The sequence below is a fragment of the Kitasatospora sp. NPDC048545 genome, assembly GCF_040651155.1.
Taxonomy (GTDB): domain Bacteria; phylum Actinomycetota; class Actinomycetes; order Streptomycetales; family Streptomycetaceae; genus Kitasatospora.
Window position 1 is genome coordinate 272,090 of sequence record NZ_JBEZIQ010000001.1, and the last position, 18,887, is coordinate 290,976.

13 protein-coding genes are annotated in these 18,887 nt (G+C 72.9%); 3 read left to right on the forward strand and 10 right to left on the reverse strand.

Features of this window, described 5'->3' with window-relative positions; translation table 11 throughout:
* The first annotated feature begins 87 nt into the window (after positions 1–87).
* Entirely contained in the window at positions 88–1,083 is a 996-nt protein-coding gene (locus AB0D10_RS01435; RefSeq protein WP_360249315.1) for a WYL domain-containing protein, read from the forward strand.
* 79 nt (positions 1,084–1,162) lie between these two features.
* On the opposite strand, the gene AB0D10_RS01440 is transcribed toward AB0D10_RS01435, so the two are convergent.
* From AB0D10_RS01440 to AB0D10_RS01480, 9 genes are all read right to left on the reverse strand, one after another.
* The gene (locus AB0D10_RS01440) at positions 1,163–2,377 is read right to left on the reverse strand and encodes an alpha/beta hydrolase (protein WP_360249318.1); all 1,215 of its coding nucleotides are present in this window, start codon (positions 2,375–2,377) and stop codon (positions 1,163–1,165) included.
* Between the two features lie 198 nt (positions 2,378–2,575).
* Complete coding sequence (locus tag AB0D10_RS01445) at positions 2,576–2,911, reverse strand: MmcQ/YjbR family DNA-binding protein (protein WP_360249321.1); 336 nt, start codon at positions 2,909–2,911, stop codon at positions 2,576–2,578.
* A gap of 101 nt (positions 2,912–3,012) precedes the next feature.
* Positions 3,013–5,418 (reverse strand): Dyp-type peroxidase, encoded by a 2,406-nt coding sequence (locus tag AB0D10_RS01450; RefSeq protein ID WP_360249324.1) that lies wholly within the window; start codon positions 5,416–5,418, stop codon positions 3,013–3,015.
* Positions 5,419–5,446: 28 nt separating this feature from the next.
* Entirely contained in the window at positions 5,447–7,384 is a 1,938-nt protein-coding gene (locus AB0D10_RS01455) for a galactose oxidase-like domain-containing protein (RefSeq protein ID WP_360249327.1), read from the reverse strand.
* A 231-nt stretch (positions 7,385–7,615) separates the two neighbouring features.
* A complete protein-coding gene (locus AB0D10_RS01460) occupies positions 7,616–8,875 on the reverse strand; it encodes an acyltransferase (protein ID WP_360249330.1) in 1,260 nt (419 codons plus the stop codon).
* A 26-nt stretch (positions 8,876–8,901) separates the two neighbouring features.
* Positions 8,902–10,023: an alpha/beta hydrolase gene (locus AB0D10_RS01465; RefSeq protein WP_360249333.1), complete on the reverse strand. Its 1,122-nt coding sequence runs from the start codon at positions 10,021–10,023 to the stop codon at positions 8,902–8,904.
* 126 nt (positions 10,024–10,149) lie between these two features.
* Positions 10,150–10,839, reverse strand: coding sequence for a response regulator transcription factor (locus AB0D10_RS01470; RefSeq protein ID WP_360249336.1), 690 nt, complete (start codon positions 10,837–10,839; stop codon positions 10,150–10,152).
* Positions 10,836–12,149 carry a sensor histidine kinase gene (locus tag AB0D10_RS01475; RefSeq protein WP_360249339.1) on the reverse strand — a complete coding sequence of 438 codons (1,314 nt, stop codon included), beginning with the start codon at positions 12,147–12,149 and terminating at the stop codon, positions 10,836–10,838. Before AB0D10_RS01475 ends, AB0D10_RS01470 begins: the two co-directional genes overlap by 4 nt.
* 120 nt (positions 12,150–12,269) lie before the next feature.
* Positions 12,270–12,950, reverse strand: coding sequence for a TetR family transcriptional regulator (locus tag AB0D10_RS01480; protein ID WP_360249342.1), 681 nt, complete (start codon positions 12,948–12,950; stop codon positions 12,270–12,272).
* 267 nt (positions 12,951–13,217) lie between these two features.
* On the opposite strand from AB0D10_RS01480, the gene AB0D10_RS01485 reads away from it, so the two are divergent.
* Entirely contained in the window at positions 13,218–14,771 is a 1,554-nt protein-coding gene (locus tag AB0D10_RS01485; protein ID WP_360249723.1) for an MFS transporter, read from the forward strand.
* Positions 14,772–15,034: 263 nt separating this feature from the next.
* Here AB0D10_RS01485 and aceE read toward each other — a convergent pair whose 3' ends face one another.
* Complete coding sequence (gene aceE, locus AB0D10_RS01490; RefSeq protein ID WP_360249345.1) at positions 15,035–17,785, reverse strand: pyruvate dehydrogenase (acetyl-transferring), homodimeric type; 2,751 nt, start codon at positions 17,783–17,785, stop codon at positions 15,035–15,037.
* Between the two features lie 518 nt (positions 17,786–18,303).
* Between aceE and AB0D10_RS01495 the strand changes: the two genes are divergently transcribed.
* Positions 18,304–18,744 (forward strand): DUF3052 domain-containing protein, encoded by a 441-nt coding sequence (locus tag AB0D10_RS01495; RefSeq protein WP_360249348.1) that lies wholly within the window; start codon positions 18,304–18,306, stop codon positions 18,742–18,744.
* Positions 18,745–18,887: the final 143 nt, after the last annotated feature.

The window sequence follows — 18,887 nt, forward strand, 5'->3', positions numbered from 1 at the left end:
CCGTGTTCGGGCGGGCTTTCGGGCTCGAAACGCAATCTCCCAGTAAAACCTGACAAGTGCCGTCAGGATTACTGGGATTCTTTGCCTATGAAGGCCGACCGCCTGCTCTCCGTCCTCCTGCTGCTCCAGACCCGCGGCCAGGTGTCCGCCACCGAACTCGCCGAGCGGCTGGAGGTGTCCGTCCGCACCATCTACCGCGACGTCGAGTCGCTCTCCGCCGCCGGGGTGCCGGTGTTCACCGAGCGGGGGCGGCACGGCGGCATCGGCCTGCTGCCCGGTTACCGCACCGACGTCACCGGGCTGACCGCGGACGAGGCCAGGGCGCTGTTCGTGCTGTCCGCCCAGGGCGCGCACAGCGACCTCGGGCTGGACGGCGCGCTCGGTTCGGCGCTGCGCAAGGTGATGGCGGCGCTGCCGGCCCCGCACCGTCCGGCCGCCGAGCGGATCAGCGAGCGGATCCTGGTCGACCCGGTCCGCTGGATGCCCTGCGGCGCGCCCGCCTCCGCCCCCGCCCCGGGCCCGGACCTGGGCGAGCTGCAGTACGCGGTCTTCGCCGACAGGCGGCTGCGGCTGCGCTATCGGCACAGCGGCACGCCCGCGCCGGTGGAGTACACCGTCGACCCGTACGGGCTGGTGAGCAAGGCCGCGGTCTGGTACCTGGTGGCCGATCTGCACGGCGAGCCGCGGCTGTTCCGGGCGGACCGGGTACTGGCCGCCGAGACCACCGAGGAGGTGGTGCGGCGCCGGGCCGGCACGGGGCTCGGCGACGTGTGGGCGGTGCTGCGCGAGCAGGTGGAACGGATACCGAAGGAAGTGCCGGTGCGGGTGCGGGTCCGGCGCGGGCGGCTGGACAGGTTCCTACGGATCCACGGCGGGCGGGTCACCGCGCCGCCGCCGGAGGCAGGCACCGGGCCGGCCGAGGAGTGGGTGGAGGTGGCGATGGCGTTCCCGGCCCCGGCGGCGGTCCGGTCGCTGCTGGCCTTCGGCCCGGACGCCGAGGTGCTCGCCCCGCCGGTTGCCCGGCGCGAGCTGGCCCGGGCGGCGGCGGACGCCCTGCGGCTGTATCAGGACCAGCCGTCGTAGCGGCACCGGGACCGGACGTCCGTGCGGGGCGGCGGTGCCGGGACCCCGCGCGGTGCGGGTCCCGGACGCCGTTCTCCCGTCAGGAGGTGGGCTCGGTCCGGACCACGTCGTGGTAGTGCCCGAGCGAGATCGCCGCGAAGTTGTGCAGGCTGTCGGTGCCGTCGGTGAAGTAGCCGTTGTGGCCGACCGCGCGGGCCGAGGAGATCTGCTCGGCGCCGAAGCCGCCGCCGGTCGGGTCGGCGCCGTGGCCGAGCTTGCCGACCTCCAGGAACGGGACGTTGCCGATCCAGTCGCTGGGGTTGCGGGCGGCCCAGACGTGCACGCCGTCGCCGAGTTCGGCGGCGCTCTGCACGCCCATGCCGGGGCTGCCGAACACCATCATGTCGGTGATGCCGGAGGTGTCGGACGGCGAGGCGGCCGCGCGCGGGATCTTCGGGGCGGCGGTGCCGCAGACCACCGTGCCGTACGAGTGGCAGAGCAGCGACGGGGGCACGTCCGGCCGGGTGGTCTCCTTGAGGCCGGCGAGCAGCCGCTCCAGGCGGGGCGCGGCGACGTCGGCGAGCCGGGAGGTGGCCGCGTCCGGGCCGAGGCCGGAGGGGGTGACGTAGCCGGTCCAGGAGATCACGGCGGTGCGGGTGCCGGGGGCCTGGCGCCGCTCCTCGGCGTAGAGGGCGCGGGCCATGCCGGCCGGGGAGCGCAGCGGCTCGGCGGTCTGGTCGAAGTGGCCGAGGTCGGCGTCCGAGCCGGGGACGAGGACGGAGATCCGCTCGGCGTCGGCGAGGTCGCCCCACACCTCGCTGACCAGGCCGCGGCCACGCGGGTCGAAGGCCAGGACCTGACGGCCGGGGGCGAGCAGGTGGTCGACGTCGTTGGCGCGGGAGACGGCGAGCGCGCGGGTGTCGGAGTCGAGCTTGCGGTCCTCAGCGCGGGCCCGGGCCTTGTCGCGCTCGGCGGCCAGGGCGATCCGGTTGGCGCGGTAGCGCAGGTCCAGCGGGGCGCCGTCGTAGTTGCCGACGACCAGTGGGTACTCCTGGATCAGCCGGTCCAGTTCGGTGGGCGCGAGCGACGCGAAGAACTCGGCGGCGGCCGCCGGGGAGGTGGTGGCCGGGTCGGGCAGGGAGCGGCCGAAGGAGTGGTCCTGGACCCAGGCGGCGCTGCCGGCCGGGGGCGTGGAGATCGCCAGCTGCTCCGAGGAGACGGCGGCCGCGGCGGCCGAGGCGCCGGCGTCGGCGAGCACGGCGCAACCCGCGAACGCCCCGATCAGTACCCGCTTCCAGCGTCGACGGTTGCGCACCGCACCAACTCCCTTGGGGCCTGTCACCGTTTCGCGGGCGGTGCCCGGAGGGTGCGATGGAACTGCTTGCTTCCTGCGCAAGCCTAGGGGGCTCGGCCGCGTGCCGGGCGCGCCTAAACTGTGGGATGGATCACATGAACCGGGGGTGTCCTCCCGACGTCTCCCAGTGGTGCGGACCGCGGCCCGCCGGGCCTGCGCTCAGGCGTCGAACTCCCGGACCAGCCGCTTCGGGGCCGTCCGCCGCCAGGCCTCGGTGACCAGGTCGCGCAGCTCGTCCGGGTCCACCAGGTCCAGCCGGACGCTCACCCAGCCGTGCCGCCCGACGTAGGGGGCGGAGGAGAACACCTCGGGTTCGGCGGCGAGCAGTTCGGCCTGGTCCTCGGGGGAGGCCTTGACGGTGACCCGGTCGCCGTCGGGCGCGCCCATCGCGAAGATCCGGCTGCGGACCCGCAGCGTCTCGATGTCCCAGGTCGGCTCCTGGGCGGCCTCCGGCAGGGCCAGCGCCATCGCGCGGAACTCGTCGAACGTCACCATGGCGGCAGGTTAGAGGAGGGCGCTGACAACGCGCCCCCGGCGCGCGCGATGGCGCACCGGGGGCGCGTGACGGGTGAGGCCCGGTCAGGCCGCGGTCGCGGTCAGCAGAGCGAGGCCCAGGCGTCGCAGGAACGGTCGGCGGCGATCAGCCGGTCCGGGTGGCCGCTGCCGTCCGCGACCGAGATCCGGCGGTAGTTCTGACCGCTGAACACCCAGTACTCGCTGTTCCCGCCGACCCGCTGGCGGTCCGGGACGGGCAGGAAGCAGTCCACCCGGTTCAGGCCGCTCAGCGAGCTCCACTGGGAGAGCTCGCGGTCGGTGCGCTCGCGCACGTCGGTGTGCGAGGAGCCGTCGGCGATCGAGATCAGCCGGTACTGCTGGCGGCCGGCGGTGGTGTGGAAGCACCAGTACCAGCTCTTGCCGCCGACCCGCTGCTGGTCCGGGACGGGCAGCCAGCAGTCCACCTGGCCGACGCCGCTGAGCGAGCCCCAGGAGGTGAGGTCGCGGTCGGGGCGTTCGAGCGTCGTGGTGTACCGGCCGCCGCTGCCGCAGGTGACGGAGACCAGCCGGTACTGCTGGCGGCCGGCGGTGCTGTGGAAGACCCAGTACCAGCTCTTGCCGGCCGGGTCCTGCTGGTCCGGGACGGGCAGGAAGCAGTCGACCCGGCCGACGCCCTGCAGACAGGACCAGCCGGTCAGCCAGGTGTCGTCCTCGACCTTGCGGTCGGTGTGGGCGGAGCCGTCGGCCACCGAGATCAGTCGGCAGCGGTCGCCGTGGAACGCCCAGTACTGGCTCTGGCCGACCCGGCGGTTCTGGTCCGGGACGCCGACGAACTCGTCGCACGGGTACGCCTTCACCGGCTGCGGCGTGGGCTGGGTCTGGCCGCCGGTCTGGCCTCCGGTGGTCTGCCCGCCGGTCTGTCCGCCGGTGGTCTGGCCGGCCACCGGGGCGAGCCGCCCCTCGCAGAGCCCGCGCAGGATGCTCAGGGAGGGCATGAAGGCGTACACCGAGCCGGTGGTCCGGACGAACTGCGCGAAGCTCAGCGGGGTGTGCTGGATCAGGCCGCTGGTGTCCCGGTTCTCGTAGTCGACGGGGGTGATCTCACCCGAGTCCGGGTTCGCGCAGCTCTGGGTGACCGGGTCCCGGCCGGGCACCGGCCTGGGCGAATCGTGCCCGGGCGGGGTGACGCCCTGCGAGTCGCGGTTGGGCGGGAAGTTCGGCTGGTCCATCCAGTCGGCCTGGATGAACTCGAACTGGCGCTGGAGGTCCGCCTGGTAGCAGATGAACAGCAGGCCGCGCGGGTCGTCGGGCCCGCCCGGGCCCTCGGAGGCCGGGTCGAACGGGGCGCCGTACGGGGTGCCGCGGCGCATGATCCGCCGGCCGTTGAGGTCCTTGGCGTCGAACGGCGGCTTGTCCGGGGCTTCCTGCAGACCGGCGCGCGGCTCGGTCTTGCGCAGGTGCGACCAGAGCGGGGTGACCAGGCCCTCCGGGTCGTCCCGGAAGTCGAAGTCGTTGTCCTTGGCGGCGGTCGGGTTGTTCGGGGCGTCCCGGTCCTGGTACTTGCAGACCGGGGCGCCGGAGCGCCACCGGCCGACCATCCGGGCGGCCAGCCACTCGGTGGTCGCGTGCTCCGGGACGGCCTTGGCCCGCCGGAGCTCCTCCAGCTTGACCGCGACCTGCGACCACCAGCCGGGCACGTCCTGGGCGAGCCGACGGACCACCTGGAAGGAGCCGTTGCGCGCCCACTCCGGGTACTGGTCCCTGGGGAAGCTGAACCGGTCGTTCTCCAGGCCGCAGACGAACTCGCCGGCCGGGATGAGCCGGGTGCCCGGGTGGCCGTCCACCTCGTCCGGCTTGGCCGGGTTCGGCCGGTCGAAGCCCACGACGCCGGGTTCGCTGATGCCGTCCTTGAAGCCGAAGTGCTCCTTGCCGCGCCGACTGCCCAGCAGTGTCCGGGCGTTCTGCTGGTACGCGACCAGGACCCGGCACTCGGCGGCGGCGATCCGCTGCGCCTCGACGGCGGCCTGCAGGTCCCGCTCGGTGTCGGCGGAGATCTTCAGCACGGCGTGCACCGGCTGGTTCCTTCCGTTGCCGAACAGCCAGTTGTCGGGGGAGTTGTCGCCGGTGTCGCCGAGCGCTCCGGCCCGCTGGGCCGAGCCCTCCTTGAAGGCCTCCAGGCCGCTGCCGACCGGCGGGGCGGTCGGGAACGGGTCGGTCGAGGCGAGCATCCGCAGGCCTTCGTAGGTGAAGCTGATGCCGAGCCAGGTGGCGGTCAGCGACTTGGGGTCGTCGCCGCCGGAGGCCTGCCTGGCCTCGCTGAACGCGTCGTTGAACGCGGCGACCTCGCGGGTGGTGGAGATCTGCGGGGTCAGCTTGCGGAGCCAGTCGCGGGCCCGCGCGGCGTCCTCGAACTTGAGGAACAGGATGCTGACGTTGTCCTTCTTGAACCCGGCGAGGATGTCGCCCTGGATCTCCGTGCTCTCGCGCAGACTCGGTTCCGTTGCCATGGGTGGGGTGTCCTTTCGGGGAGGGGGATCAGGCGGGGGAGCCGAGTTGGACCCACTGCGCGACGCTGGGCACGCCCTGGTCGCTGAGCAGGAACAGCATGTACCAGCCGGGCGGAGCGGCCTTGGCGTCCGGCGGGGCCTGGAACTCCAGCCGGTTGCCGGCCCGGCTGGTGAGCCGTAGGTCGATGTGGCGCTGGCTGGTGTTGACCGAGTGGGTGGAGGTGGTCGGCGCCAGCAGGACGGCCTTGGCGGCGAGGCCCGGGGTGGTGCTGGTGACGGTGAACTTCTTGTCGTAACCGACCGGCGCGGTGGGTGCGTTGGCCAGGGCCGGCCGGTCGCCCTGGTAGAGGTACGACGGCTCGTAGATCTCGATCGTGCCGTTCATGGTGACCGGCCCCGAGGTGCCCGGGACGCCGGTCACCGTGCCGTTGACGTCGGGGTTGTTGGCCAGCTGCTGCAGCTCGTCGCCGGTGACCAGGACGCGGCCGTCCGGCAGCACCACCGCGTTGGAGTGGTAGCCGCGCGGCAGCCGCTGGACCGGGCCGAGCTGCCAGTTGCCCTGGTCGTCGCGCAGCTCGATCTGGCGGTACTTGAGGTCCGCGTTGGGGTTGTACGGGCCGTTGCCGTAGTCGCGGATGTCGTAGGCGCCGTTGACGGTCAGCAGCCGGCCGGTGGGGAGCAGGATGGTGTCGTCCTGGGTGCGGCCGAAGGCGCGGGACTTCTCGGCGGTCCAACTGCCGTTGGAGAAGCGCAGGGTGCTGGGGTTGTCCCGGTCGCCGCCGAGGACCAGCGCGGAGTCCGGGCCGTTGACGCCGCCGGGGAGCATCACGGCGGAGCCGTAGTTGCGCTTGCGGCCGTCGGGGCGGGCGGTCAGGTCGCTGCGGGACTCGGCGACCGGGTCGAACTTCCACTGCTCGGCGGCCTGGCGGCCGAAGCCGTAGATGTTGCCGTCGTTGAGCGAGAACAGGTGCGGGTAGTCGGTGGTGAACGGGGCGTCGACCTTGAAGCGGTCCACCGGGGTGTTCACGGGGACGTCGGTCTTCTTCACCGGCACCGCGAAGGGCTTGGCGGGGAAGCGCTCGACCACCGGGGTGGGGGTGCCGTAACCGAGTTCGGACTGGCCGGACATGATCAGCTGGCGGCCGTCGGCGCCGGTCACCACCGAGGGGTACCAGCGGCCCACCGACATGTCGGGGTTGCGGGTCCAGGTCTCGGTCCACGGGTCGAAGATCAGCGAGAGCTTGGCGCCCGTGCCGCCGTTGCCACCCAGGTTGCCGCCGAAGACGCCGAGCATGCCGTTGGGCAGGAAGGAGTGGCCGGAGCAGAAGAACGGCGCCGGGCGGGACTCGTCCAGGCCGTCCGGCATGTTGACGATCGGCGGGTTGACCTGCTTGTAGGCCTCCGGGACGGTGCCCTTGGCGGGGTCCCAGAGGAAGGCCCGGCCGGCGTTCTCCTTGCCGGTGGTCTGGGTGGGGGCGGGCTCCTTCTCCGGGTTGGTCTCGATCCGCTCGAAGGAGAACAGCAGCACCTTGCCGGTCGGCAGCAGCGCGACGTGGTCGCCGAAGTCGGGGGAGGGGAAGTAGTCCTTGAACGCTCCGAAGGTCGCCGGGGCGAAGGCCTTGTTGTGGTCGGCCTGGGAAGCCGTCAGCGCCTTGTACCGGTTGGTGCGGGTGGTTTGCGGGTAGTCGCCGATGCCGCGGATGGCGGCGCGCATCCGGGCGTGCTCCTCGGCGTGCTCCTGGCCGAGGGCCGCGACCTCGTCCTCCCGCAGCTCGGCCATCACCCGGGGCGAGTCGACGTGCGGGGCGAGGTCGTCCGCGCCGGGGGCGGCCGGTCCGCCGTGGGCGCCGGCCGGGGCGACGGCGCCGAGCACGGTGCCGGCGGTCACCGCGAGGACCACGGCGGTGCCCGCCAGTCGGCGGCGGGCCCCGCGCCGCGGCCGGGGACGTGGTGGGGACAGGGACATGGGACTCCTCTGGAGTGTGGGGTGTGCGCGGGGGGAGGGGCGGCGAATGCGGACGGACGGGCCGTGGGCGGGCGCGGTCCTGCGTTGGTCGCCGACCGTCACAGGACATCACAGTGCGTGGTGGTTCGCATGCGGGTGCATCCTCCCGGCGCAGCCGACCGGCGCCGGACGGGCCACGCCCGGTACGGGGCACCGCACGTCCGGCGCGGGTCACACCACGCCCGGCGCGGGTCACACCACGCCCAGCGCGTACGCCGCGAACAGTGCCGCCGCGGCGCCGGCCGCCGCCTTCCCGGCCCGGGAGAAGGACGTCCACGGTCCGTCGAACCGCCGGGTGAACCACCCGATGGCCACCAGGACGGCTCCGAACAGCGGGAGCAGCGCCAGCCGGGCGGCCACCCAGCCGAGCGAGTCCGGTGCGGTGGTCAGGCCCGGGACGCTGCCCAGGGCAGCCGCGCCGGGCACCCCCACCGCGAGCATCGCGCTCTGGTGCCAGCAGAAGATCGTCATCGCCGACAGGTTCACCGCCACCACCGGCAGCCACAACAGCGGACGGCGCGTCAGCAGCCGGCCCAGCCGCTCCCGCAGCAGCACCGCGCCACCGCACTGGACCGCCGCCAGGGCGAGTACCAGCAGGGACGGCGGGTGCGAGTTGGTGCGCTCCGCCCCGGGCACGCCGACCATGCTGGCCGGGTAGTGGAACACCAGCAGCAGCACGGCGAACAGCGCGCCGCCGCCCAGCAGCAGCACCCGGGCCGTCGGGCGGCCGAGCCGGCCCTGCGCCCAGAGCACGCCCAGCTGGTACCCGAACAGCCAGCCCGGAAGGATGTTCAGCAGGGCGACCCAGGACGGCACCGACTGCGCCCACGGCCCGTACCGCAGCAGGTCGACGGTGGCGACCGAGGCCACCAGCAGGCCCGCCGACCAGCCGCCCAGCCGGCGCCCGGCGGCCACGCAGAGCGGGGTGAGCGCGGTCAGCCCCAGGTAGACCCCGATGTACCAGAGCGGCTGTACCACCAGCGTCGCGCCGGTGCGCAGGGTGTCCGCGGGGACGCCCAGCGCGGGCAGCAGCGGGATCAGCAGCGCCCAGACGGCCGTCACCCCGAGCACCGGGCGCAGCAGCCGGACCGTCCGGGCGCGCAGCCAGCCGCCGTACGAGCCGCCGCGGGCGCGGGAGCGCTCCAGCGAGCGGACCGAGGAGTGGCCGCCGACCAGGAAGAACACCCCGAGCATCTGGAGCCCCCAGCTGAGCGGGGCGAAGAAGCCGAGGGAGGAGAGCGGGCTGGCGTTGTGCAGGGCGCCGTCGGGGGAGCGGGTGAAGCCGCCGAGCATCCAGTGCCCGACCGGAACGGCAAGCAGGGCGAGGGCGCGCAGTCCGTCGAGAGCGCGGTCGCGGGTGGCGGGGGTCCTGGCGTCGACCTGCCGGGCGGTGCGGCGCAGTCCGTCGAGGGGGCGGGCGGCGCGGCGCAGGGCGGTGAGGGGGTGGGCCATGATGGTGCTCCTTCCGGTGCGGGCGGTCAGGCGCGGCCGAGGGCGACGGCGGCGTAGGCGGCGAGCGAGGCGGTGCCGGGGGCGAAGTAGCCGGTGTGGCCGTGGGATCCGGTGGCGGGCAGCGGGCGGGCGCCGAAACCGGGGTCGGTCGGGTCGGCGCCGTGGCCGAGGCCGAGCAGCCGGACGTTGGGCACGTCGCCGATCCAGTCGGAGCCGTTGCGGGCGGTGGCCCACAGCGGGACGCGCGGGTCGAGGTCGGCCGCCGAGTCGACGCCCATGCCGGGGGAGCCGAGCACCACCACGCCGGAGGCCCGGGCGGGCGTGGGGCGGGCCAGGCCGCAGACCACCGAGCCGTAGCTGTGGCAGAACAGGGTGGCGGGGGCCTGCGGGCGGGTGCTGACGGCGAGTCCGTCGAGCAGCCGGTCGAGGCGGGCGGCGCCGGCCCGGGCGAGGCCTTCGGTGGCGGCGTCGGGGCCGACGCCGACCGGGGTGGTGTAGCCGGCCCAGGCGATCACCGCGGTCTGCCCGTCGGTGGCCTGGTGCAGGGCGCGGGCCATGCCGGCGGGGGTGCCGTACGGATCGGCGGTGCGGTCGAAGTCGAGCAGGTCGATGTCGGAGCCGGGGACGATCACGGCGGTGCGGCGGGCGGCGGCGAGGTCGCCGTACACCTCGGCGACCTGGCCGCGGCCGCGCGGGTCGAAGGCGAGGATCTGCCGTCCGCCGTCCAGCAGCGTTCGGTAGCGCTCGGCGCGGGTGCGGGCGGCCTCGTGGTCCTGCGGGGTGCGGGCCGGGTCGGCGGCGCGGGCGAGTTCCCGGGTGCGTTCGGCGGCGAGGGCCAAGGCGTTGGCGCGGTAGCGGAGGGCGACCGGGGCGCCGTCCAGGTTGCCGACCACCAGCGGGTACCGGACGGCCAGCGCGTCCTGTGCGGCCGGTGCCAGTCCGGCGAAGAACGCGGCGACCCCGTCCGGGGCGCTGGTGGCCGGGTCGGGCAGGCGCCGGCCGAGCGAGGTGTCGGCCGTCCAGGCGGCGCTGCCGGGCGGCGGGCCGGTGACGGGGGTCTGGGTGTCGGCCGCCCAGCCGCCGGCGCCGAGCACCGCCGCCAGCGCCACCGCGGTGGCCAGTGCCCGCCTGATCCGGAATCCGCGCATGGTCCTTCTCCCCCTCGTTCGTTCGGCTTGCGACGAGAAGGAAGGTAGGAACGCGACGGCCCCGCGGGCGTCACACCGCGGGGCCAACTCCCGGGTGCTACCCGGGTATCAGGGGGATGTCCCCCCCTACTGGCCGGGGGTCACCAGGCCGGACTCGTAGGCCAGCACCACCGCCTGGGCGCGGTCGCGCAGGTCGAGCTTGGCGAGGATGCGTCCGATGTGGGTCTTGACGGTCTGTTCGGCGAGCACCAGCTTCGCGGCTATCTCCTGGTTGGAGAGGCCGCGGGCGATCAGCTCCAGCACCTCGGTCTCGCGCGGGGTCAGGCCGTTGAGTCGCACCTTGGGGTCGTGGCGCCTGGCGGGGCGGGTGCGGGCGAAGTCCTCGATCAGCCGGCGGGTCACCGAGGGGGCGAGCAGCGCCTCGCCGGCCGCGACCACCCGGACCGCGGCGATCAGGTCGGCCGGCGGGGCGTCCTTGAGCAGGAAGCCGCTGGCCCCGGCGCGCAGCGCCTCGTAGACGTAGTCGTCCACGTCGAAGGTGGTCAGCATCAGCACCTTGGGCCGGTGTGCGCCCCCTCCTCCCCGTGGACCGGTGGCCGGGTCGAGCAGCCGTCGGGCGGCCTCCAGGCCGTCCATCACGGGCATCCGGACGTCCATCAGCACCACGTCGGGGTGGGTGCGGCCGGCGACCTCCAGGGCCTGGGCGCCGTCCGCCGCGTCGCCCACCACGTCGATGTCGCTCTGGGCGTTCAGCAGGGCGGCGAAGCCCGCGCGCACCATGGCCTGGTCGTCGACGATGATCACGCGGATGGTCATGCGGTGGGCTCCCGTGGGGTGTTGTCGGAGGTGCCGAGGGGCAGCACGGCGGCCACCTTGAAGCCGCCGTCCGGCAGCGGGCCGGTGTCCAGCCTGCCATCGACCAGCCGGACGCGTTCACGCATTCCGACCAGACCGTGCCCGGTGCCCTCGGCCGACGCCTCCAACGACTCGGTGCGCTCCGGCGGCGGCCCGTTGACCACGGTCACCAGCAGCGCCGGGCCGTCCGAGGAGAGCGAGACCCAGGCCTGCGCGCCGGGGGCGTGCCGCACCACGTTGGCCAGCGCCTCCTGGACGATCCGGTACGCGGACAGGCCGACGGCCTGCGGCACCGTCTCCACCAGCCCGTCGTCCACCGTCAGTTCGGCCGGCACTCCGGCCCGTCCCACCGTCTCGACCAGCTGGGCGAGTTGGCCGACGCCGGGCTGCGGGGCCTTCTCCCCGCCGGACTCCTCGCTGCGCAGCACGCCCAGCAGTCGGCGCATCTCGGCGAGCGACTCCCGGGCGGTGCCGGCTATCGCGGTGAACTCCTCGGCGGCGTCGGCCGGTACGTCGGGGATCCGGTAGGGCGCGCTGGCGGCCTGGACCGCGATCACCGACATGTGGTGGGCCACCACGTCGTGCAACTCCCGTGCGATCCGCGCGCGTTCCTCCAGCAGGGTGCGCCGTTCGCGCTCCACCTCGCTGATCTGCGCCTGCTCGCTGAGCAGCCGGCGGGCCTCGGCGCTCTCCCGCAGGGCTCCGCCGAGCACCAGGACGGCGCCGGTCAGGGCGATCACGAGGAGGACGTTGTCCCCGGTGTAGCGGGAGCCCGTCGCGGCGAGTGACAGGGCGGCACTCCAGCCCGCGGTGACCAGCCAGACCGCGATCAGGGTGCGTCGCGGCTCGCGGAGGGAGAGCGGGACCATCAGGAGGAGGTAGCCGACCAGACCGGTGGCGGTCCACGGCCAGAGGCCGGCGGTCCCGGTCCCGGTGGTCAGGACCAGCAGGGCGGCCAGCAGGCCGGTGCCGCCGATCATCCACCAGGCGGCCAGCGGCCGGCTCACCGCGAGCAGCAGCGGCGCGGTCTGCGCGACGGCGAGGGCGCCGGCGAGCCCGCCGTTGATCCCGTAGTCGTTGGCCATCACGTTGATCCCGCTGGGCAGTAGCGAGGAGATGGCGGCCACCGCGAGGACGTACGGGAGGTGGCGGACCCACGGCCGGGAGGACTGGGCCAGGAACGGGGTGTGGTCGGTGGACGGTCGGACGAGCGTGCTGAGCAGGGCCCGCGCCGCGTCGAGGGGGCCGGACCCGGGGGACGAGTCGATCATCCGGTCAGACTAGGGGCGCGGCGGCCGTCCGGCGTCCGACCTGGGGCCGGGATCCGGGGTGCTACCCGGGTATGACGCGGGTGCCCGGGCGGGCTGGTGCCCCGTCGGCCGTGCGGGTGCTCAGGTGCGCCAGTGGCCGGTCAGGGCCGGGCCGAGCTGGTCGAAGTGGCGCTCGATCAGGGTGATCATGCCTTCCGGGCCCTCGGGTTCGCGGTCGGCGGTCCAGGACAGGTGGGCGGCGCGCAGCACGCTGCCGAAGACGGCGGCGAGCACGGCGGGGCGCAGGTCCTCGCGCGGGTCGAGGCCCTCGCGTTCGGCGAGCACCCGGACGACGATCCGTTCCTGCTCGGTGACCCGGCGCAGGTGGGCGGCGAGCAGGGTGGGCGCGTCCTCGATCATCCGCATGAGTTCGAGCGCGCTGGTGATCGAGCCGGGGCCGGACTCCCTGGCGTTCCCGAGGTCGCGCCAGGCCTTGACGATCGAGGCGCGCAGGGCCTGCAGCGGGGTCTCCTCGGCCGGGCGGTGGCGCAGGCACTCGATGAAGTAGTCCTCGGCCTCGGCCATGACGGCGAGCGCGACCTCGTCCTTGTTGGCGAAGTAGCGGAAGAAGGTGCGCTGGGAGACGTCGACGGCGGAGGCGATCTCGTCGACGGTCGTCCGGGAGAAGCCCTGGCCGAGGAAGAGCACGTGGGCGGCCTGGACCAGGGCGTCCCGGGTCTGCTGCTTCTTGCGCTCACGCAGTCCGGGCGTCCGCCCGAGGTCCTCCGGGGTGCCGGTGGGGTGGGGGGTGTGAGCGGCCATGGCGGGGCCTTCCGGAGCGCTGGGTGTTTCTGGTGGGAGCACAACCTTAGCGTTCTGACAAATGTCAGTAATGGCCAGAAGTCACTGTTTGCCGAATGTCAGCGACTGACATAATCTGCCGCGAGTGGCGCCCGTCGGGCCGGGGCACCTGTGGGGACGGGTGGGCCGGGGCGCCACGACCACGTTCCGACCGAGCCATGCCCCCGGAGGGCCCAGATGAGCCAGTCCGTCGTCAAGAACTCCGAGGCGGACGCCCCGCCGCCACCGATGCCACCGTCCGGGGGCGGCTTCAAGGGGCACCCCTGGCTGACCCTGCTGACCGTCGCGGTCGGCGTCATGATGGTCGCCCTGGACGGCACGATCGTCGCCATCGCCAACCCGGTCATCCAGGAGAAGCTGCACGCGGCGCCCTCCGAGATCCAGTGGGTCACCAGCGGCTACCTGCTCGCCCTGGCGGTCTTCCTGATCACCGCCGGCAAGATCGGCGACCGGTTCGGCCACCGGAACACCTTCCTGGTCGGCGCGGTCGGCTTCGCCGCCACCTCGGCCGCGATCGGCTTCGCGGGCGACATCCGGACCGTGATCGCCTTCCGGGTCCTGCAGGGCCTGTTCGGCGCGCTGCTCCAGCCGGCCGCGCTCGGCCTGCTGCGCGGGGCCTTCCCGGCCGAGAAGCTCAACATGGCCATCGGCATCTGGGGCGGCGTGATCGGCGCCTCCACCGCGGCCGGCCCGATCGTCGGCGGCCTGCTGGTCGAGCACGTCAGCTGGGAGTCGGTGTTCTTCATCAACATCCCGGTCGGCCTGATCGCGCTGGCGCTCGGCCTGTGGGTCCTCAGGGACGTGCGGGCCGAGAACGCCGCCAAGTCCTTCGACGTGCCCGGCATCGTGCTGCTGTCGGTCGGGATGTTCGCGCTGGTCTTCGGCATCATCAAGGCCCCCGAGTGGGGCTGGGGCGACGCGCGGACCCTGCTGTTCCTGGGCGGTGCGGTGGTGCTGATGGTGCTGTTCGCGCTCTGGCAGGGCAAGGCGCGCGAGCCGCTGATCCCGCTCAGCCTGTTCCGCTCGGTGCCGCTGTCGGCGGGCGTCCTGCTGATGGTGCTGATGGCCTTCGCGTTCTTCGGCGCGATCTTCTTCGTGACCTTCTACCTGCAGAACGTGCACGGGATGAAGCCGGTCGACGCCGGCGTCCACCTGCTGCCGATGACCGGCATGATGATCGTCGGCTCGCCGCTGGCCGGCATCGCGATCGGCAAGCTCGGCCCCAGGATCCCGATCGTGGCCGGCATGTTGATCACCACCACCGCGATGTTCGGCATGTCCACCCTGGACACCGGCTCCGGCACCGGCGTGATGTCGCTCTGGTTCGTCCTGATGGGCCTCGGCATCGGCCCGGTCATGGTCGGTGCCACCGAGGTGATCGTCGGCAACGCCCCGCTGGAGCTGTCCGGCGTGGCGGGCGGCCTGCAGCAGTCCGCGATGCAGGTCGGCGGCAGCCTGGGCACCGCGGTGCTGGGCGCGCTGATGGCCGCCAAGGTCGGCGACGTGCTGCCCGGCAACTGGGCCGGGGCGGGCCTGCCGCCCGTCGAGGGCCCGCAGGCCGAGGGCCTCAAGCAGGCCGCCCAGCTCGGCATCGCGCCGCCAGCCCCGCCCGGCACCCCGCAGCAGGTGGTGGACGCGATGGCCGGCGCCGTCCACGAGTCCTTCGTCAGCGGCATGTCGCTCGCCTTCGCGGTCGCCTCCGTGGTGGCCTTCGCCGCCGCCCTGCTCGGCCTGTTCACCCGCCGGGGCACCACCGACGCGGGCCCGGCCGTGCACATCTGAGGCCCGCCCGTACGCGACGGCCCCGGACTCGGCGGAGTCCGGGGCCGTCGTGCTGCCCGCGGGGCGTCCCCGCGGCCGGGGCGGAGGAGAGGCGGCGGGAGAAGCGGCCGGGGATGCCGCGGGGGTGGGCACCGGGCTTGTCACGCGGCTCGTCACGCGGTCCGTCCGCCGGCCGGCCGTGCCGGCGGACGGACCGCGTGGAACGACGAAGGGCCGGACTCCCGGAGGAGTCCGGCCCTTCACTGCCTAGACCGGGCGGGCGATCAGGCCTCGCCGCCGGCGGCACCCGGGTCGGCCGCGGCCACGTCCAGCAGCTGGTAGCGGTCGATCGCGTCCTTCAGCGCCGAGCGGTCGATCTTGCCCTGCTTGGCGAGCTCGGTGAGCACGCCCAGGACGACCGACTGCGCGTCGATGTGGAAGAAGCGACGGGCCGCGCCGCGGGTGTCGGCGAAGCCGAAGCCGTCCGCGCCCAGCGACTGGTACTGGCCCGGCACCCAGCGGGAGATCTGGTCCGGCACCGCGCGCATCCAGTCGGACACCGCGACGAACGGGCCCTCGGCACCCTGGAGCTTCCGGGTGACGTACGGCACGCGCTGCTGCTCCTCGGGGTGCAGCAGGTTGAACTCCTCGGCCTCCACCGCGTCGCGGCGCAGCTCGTTCCAGGAGGTCGCGGACCAGACGTCGGCCTTGACGTTCCACTCCTCGGCGAGGATGCGCTGGGCCTCCAGGGCCCACGGCACGGCCACGCCGGAGGCGAGGATCTGGGCCGGGATCTGGCCGGCGGTGCCCGGCGCGTACTTGTGCAGACCCTTGAGGATGCCCTCGACGTCCACGTTCTCGGGCTCGGCCGGCATCTTGATCGGCTCGTTGTAGACGGTCATGTAGTAGAACACGTCCTCGCCGTGCGGGTGCTCGGCGCTGGAGCCGTACATCCGGCGCAGACCGTCCTGGACGATGTGCGCGATCTCGAAGCCGTACGCCGGGTCGTACGCGACGACGCCGGGGTTGGTCGAGGCCAGCAGGTGCGAGTGACCGTCGGCGTGCTGCAGACCCTCACCGGTCAGGGTGGTGCGGCCGGCGGTGGCGCCGATCACGAAGCCGCGGGCCAGCTGGTCGGCCATCTGCCAGAACTGGTCGCCGGTGCGCTGGAACCCGAACATCGAGTAGAAGACGTACACCGGGATCATCGGCTCGCCGTGGGTGGCGTAGGAGGAGCCGGCGGCGATCAGCGAGGCGGTGCAGCCGGCCTCGGAGATGCCGTCGTGCAGCATCTGGCCGGTCGGCGACTCCTTGTAGGCGAGGAGGAGGTCCCGGTCGACCGACTCATAGGTCTGGCCGAGCGGGTTGTAGATCTTCGCCGACGGGAAGAGCGAGTCCATGCCGAAGGTGCGGTACTCGTCCGGCGCGATCGGCACGAAGCGGTTGCCGATGCCCTTGTCCCGCATGAGGTCCTTGAGCACCCGGACGAACGCCATGGTGGTGGCGATGGTCTGGTTGCCGGACCCCTTCTTGACCGCCTTGTACGCGTCGTCGCCGGGCAGCTCCAGCTTGCGCGGACGCACCTTGCGGGTGGGCACGTAGCCGCCCAGCTCGCTGCGGCGGTCGTGCATGTACTGGATCTCTTCCGAGTTGCGGCCCGGGTGGTAGTAGGGCGGGTAGCCCTCGTCGAGCTGCTTGTCGGTGATCGGCAGGTGCAGCCGGTCGCGGAAGCGCTTCAGGTCCTCGACCGTCAGCTTCTTCATCTGGTGGGTGGCGTTGCGGCCCTCGAAGTTGGGGCCCAGCGTCCAGCCCTTGACCGTCTGGGCCAGGATGACCGTCGGCTGGCCCTTGTGCTCGCGGGCCGCCTTGAACGCCGCGTAGATCTTCTTGTGGTCGTGGCCGCCGCGACCCAGGTGCTGGATCTGCTGGTCGGTCATGCTCTCGACCATCTTGCGCAGGCGCAGGTCGGAGCCGAAGAAGTGCTCGCGGATGTACTCGCCGGACTCGGTGGCGTAGGTCTGGAACTGGCCGTCCACCGTGGTGTTCAGCTTGTTGACCAGCACGCCGTCGCGGTCCTGCGCGAGCAGCGGGTCCCAGCTGCGGTCCCAGATGAGCTTGATCACGTTCCAGCCGGCGCCCCGGAACTGGGACTCCAGCTCCTGGATGATCTTGCCGTTGCCGCGGACCGGGCCGTCGAGGCGCTGCAGGTTGCAGTTCACCACGAAGGTCAGGTTGTCCAGGCCCTCGCGGGCCGCCAGCGACAGCTGGCCGAGCGACTCGGGCTCGTCCATCTCGCCGTCGCCGAGGAAGGCGTACACCTGCGAGTCGGAGGTGTCCTTGATGCCGCGGTGCTCCAGGTAGCGGTTCATCCGCGCCTGGTAGATCGCGCCGAGCGGGCCGAGGCCCATCGAGACGGTCGGGAACTCCCAGAAGTCCGGCATCAGCCGCGGGTGCGGGTAGCTGGACAGGCCGTACGGGGCCTTCGACTTCTCCTGGCGGAACGCGTCGAGCTGCTGCTCGGTGAGTCGGTCCAGCAGGAAGGCGCGGGCGTAGATGCCGGGGGAGGCGTGGCCCTGGAAGAAGATCTGGTCGCCGGACTCGCCCTCGGCGTCCTTGCCGCGGAAGAAGTAGTTGAAGCCGACGTCGTAGAGCGACGCGGAGGAGGCGAAGGTGGCGATGTGGCCACCGACGCCGATGCCGGGGCGCTGTGCCCGGGAGACCATGACGGCCGCGTTCCATCGGGTCGCGTTGAGGATCTTGCGCTCGATCTCCTCGTTGCCGGGGAAGAACGGCTCGTCCTTGGTGGCGATGGTGTTGACGTAGTCCGTGCTGCGCATCTCGGGCACGGCGACACGCTTCTCGCGGGCGCGCTCGATCAGCCGCAGCATCAGGTAACGGGCACGCTCACGCCCCCGCTCGTCGATGGCCGCATCGAGCGACTCCAGCCATTCCGCGGTCTCCTCGGGATCGAAGTCCGGGACCTGACTCGGAAGGCCGCCAATGATGATCGGGTTGCGATCGGATCCGGAAGCCACGCTGTTCCTTCACTGTCGGTCGAAACTAGAGGTGTGTCGCGCCGCCTCCATCGTGCTACCGCGCTCGGAGATCCGTCATCTCTACCGATCGGTAACCATTCCGCCTGGTGGGCGGAACGGTCTGGTGGTGCGCGGCGCGAGCGTCTTCGTCCGCTCCGCACACCCCCGGGTGTTACGAAAAGAGGTGGTCCGACCTGGTGTCCCGTCCGCCCGATGGCGGGCGGCCGGGGTGAGGGCCAACAGGAGACTCTACGCCCGCGCACGCGCGGACCCCGAATGCCGTTCGCATCTCGGGCACGCGTACGGCCTGTGGGCCGGGACCACCCGAAGCATCCTTGTCCCACGCAGAGAAGGGCAAATCGGTGTGATTCGCGCCACGTCCAGCGGCGTGTCCCGGTGCGACACGTCAACCTTTGGAGGGGATCGGGGGTCGGGTACTTGCGCGAACCGCCGCGCCCGTGTGGACTACGGCCACAGCCTCGGCATGGACGCCGAGCCGAATACTGGAGGTTATTCCCGTGAGCGCGACCGCGGACCCCGCGGACAAGTCCAACCCGGCGGCCCGTCTCAACTTCGAGGCCGGCCAGATCGTCCAGGAGCTGGGGTACGACGAAGACACTGACCAGGATCTCCGCGAAGGCATCGAGGAGGTCACCGGCGCGGATCTCGTCGACGAGGACTACGACGACGTCGCTGACGCCGTCCTGCTGTGGCACCGCGACGACGACGGGGACCTCACCGACTCCCTCGTCGACGCGCTGGAGTACCTCGCCGAGGGCGGCGTCATCTGGCTGCTGACGCCCAAGACCGGGCGGGACGGCCACATCGAGGCCTCGGACATCAACGAGGCGGCGCGCACCGCCGGCCTCTCCCAGACCAGCTCGATCAACATCGCCAAGGACTGGGCGGCCACCCGGCTCGCAACCAAGTCCACGGCGAAGCCGGCCGGCAAGCGCTGAACGGGTTCTGAAGCCCCTCGCCGGGCCCCGACGGAGTCACGCTCCGTCGGGGCCCGGCGCTTTTGCGTCGCGGCCGGGCCGGGCCGGGGCGGCGGGCTCCGGCGGCGGTCGGGCCGGGGTCGGGCCGCGGTGGTGCTCGGGCC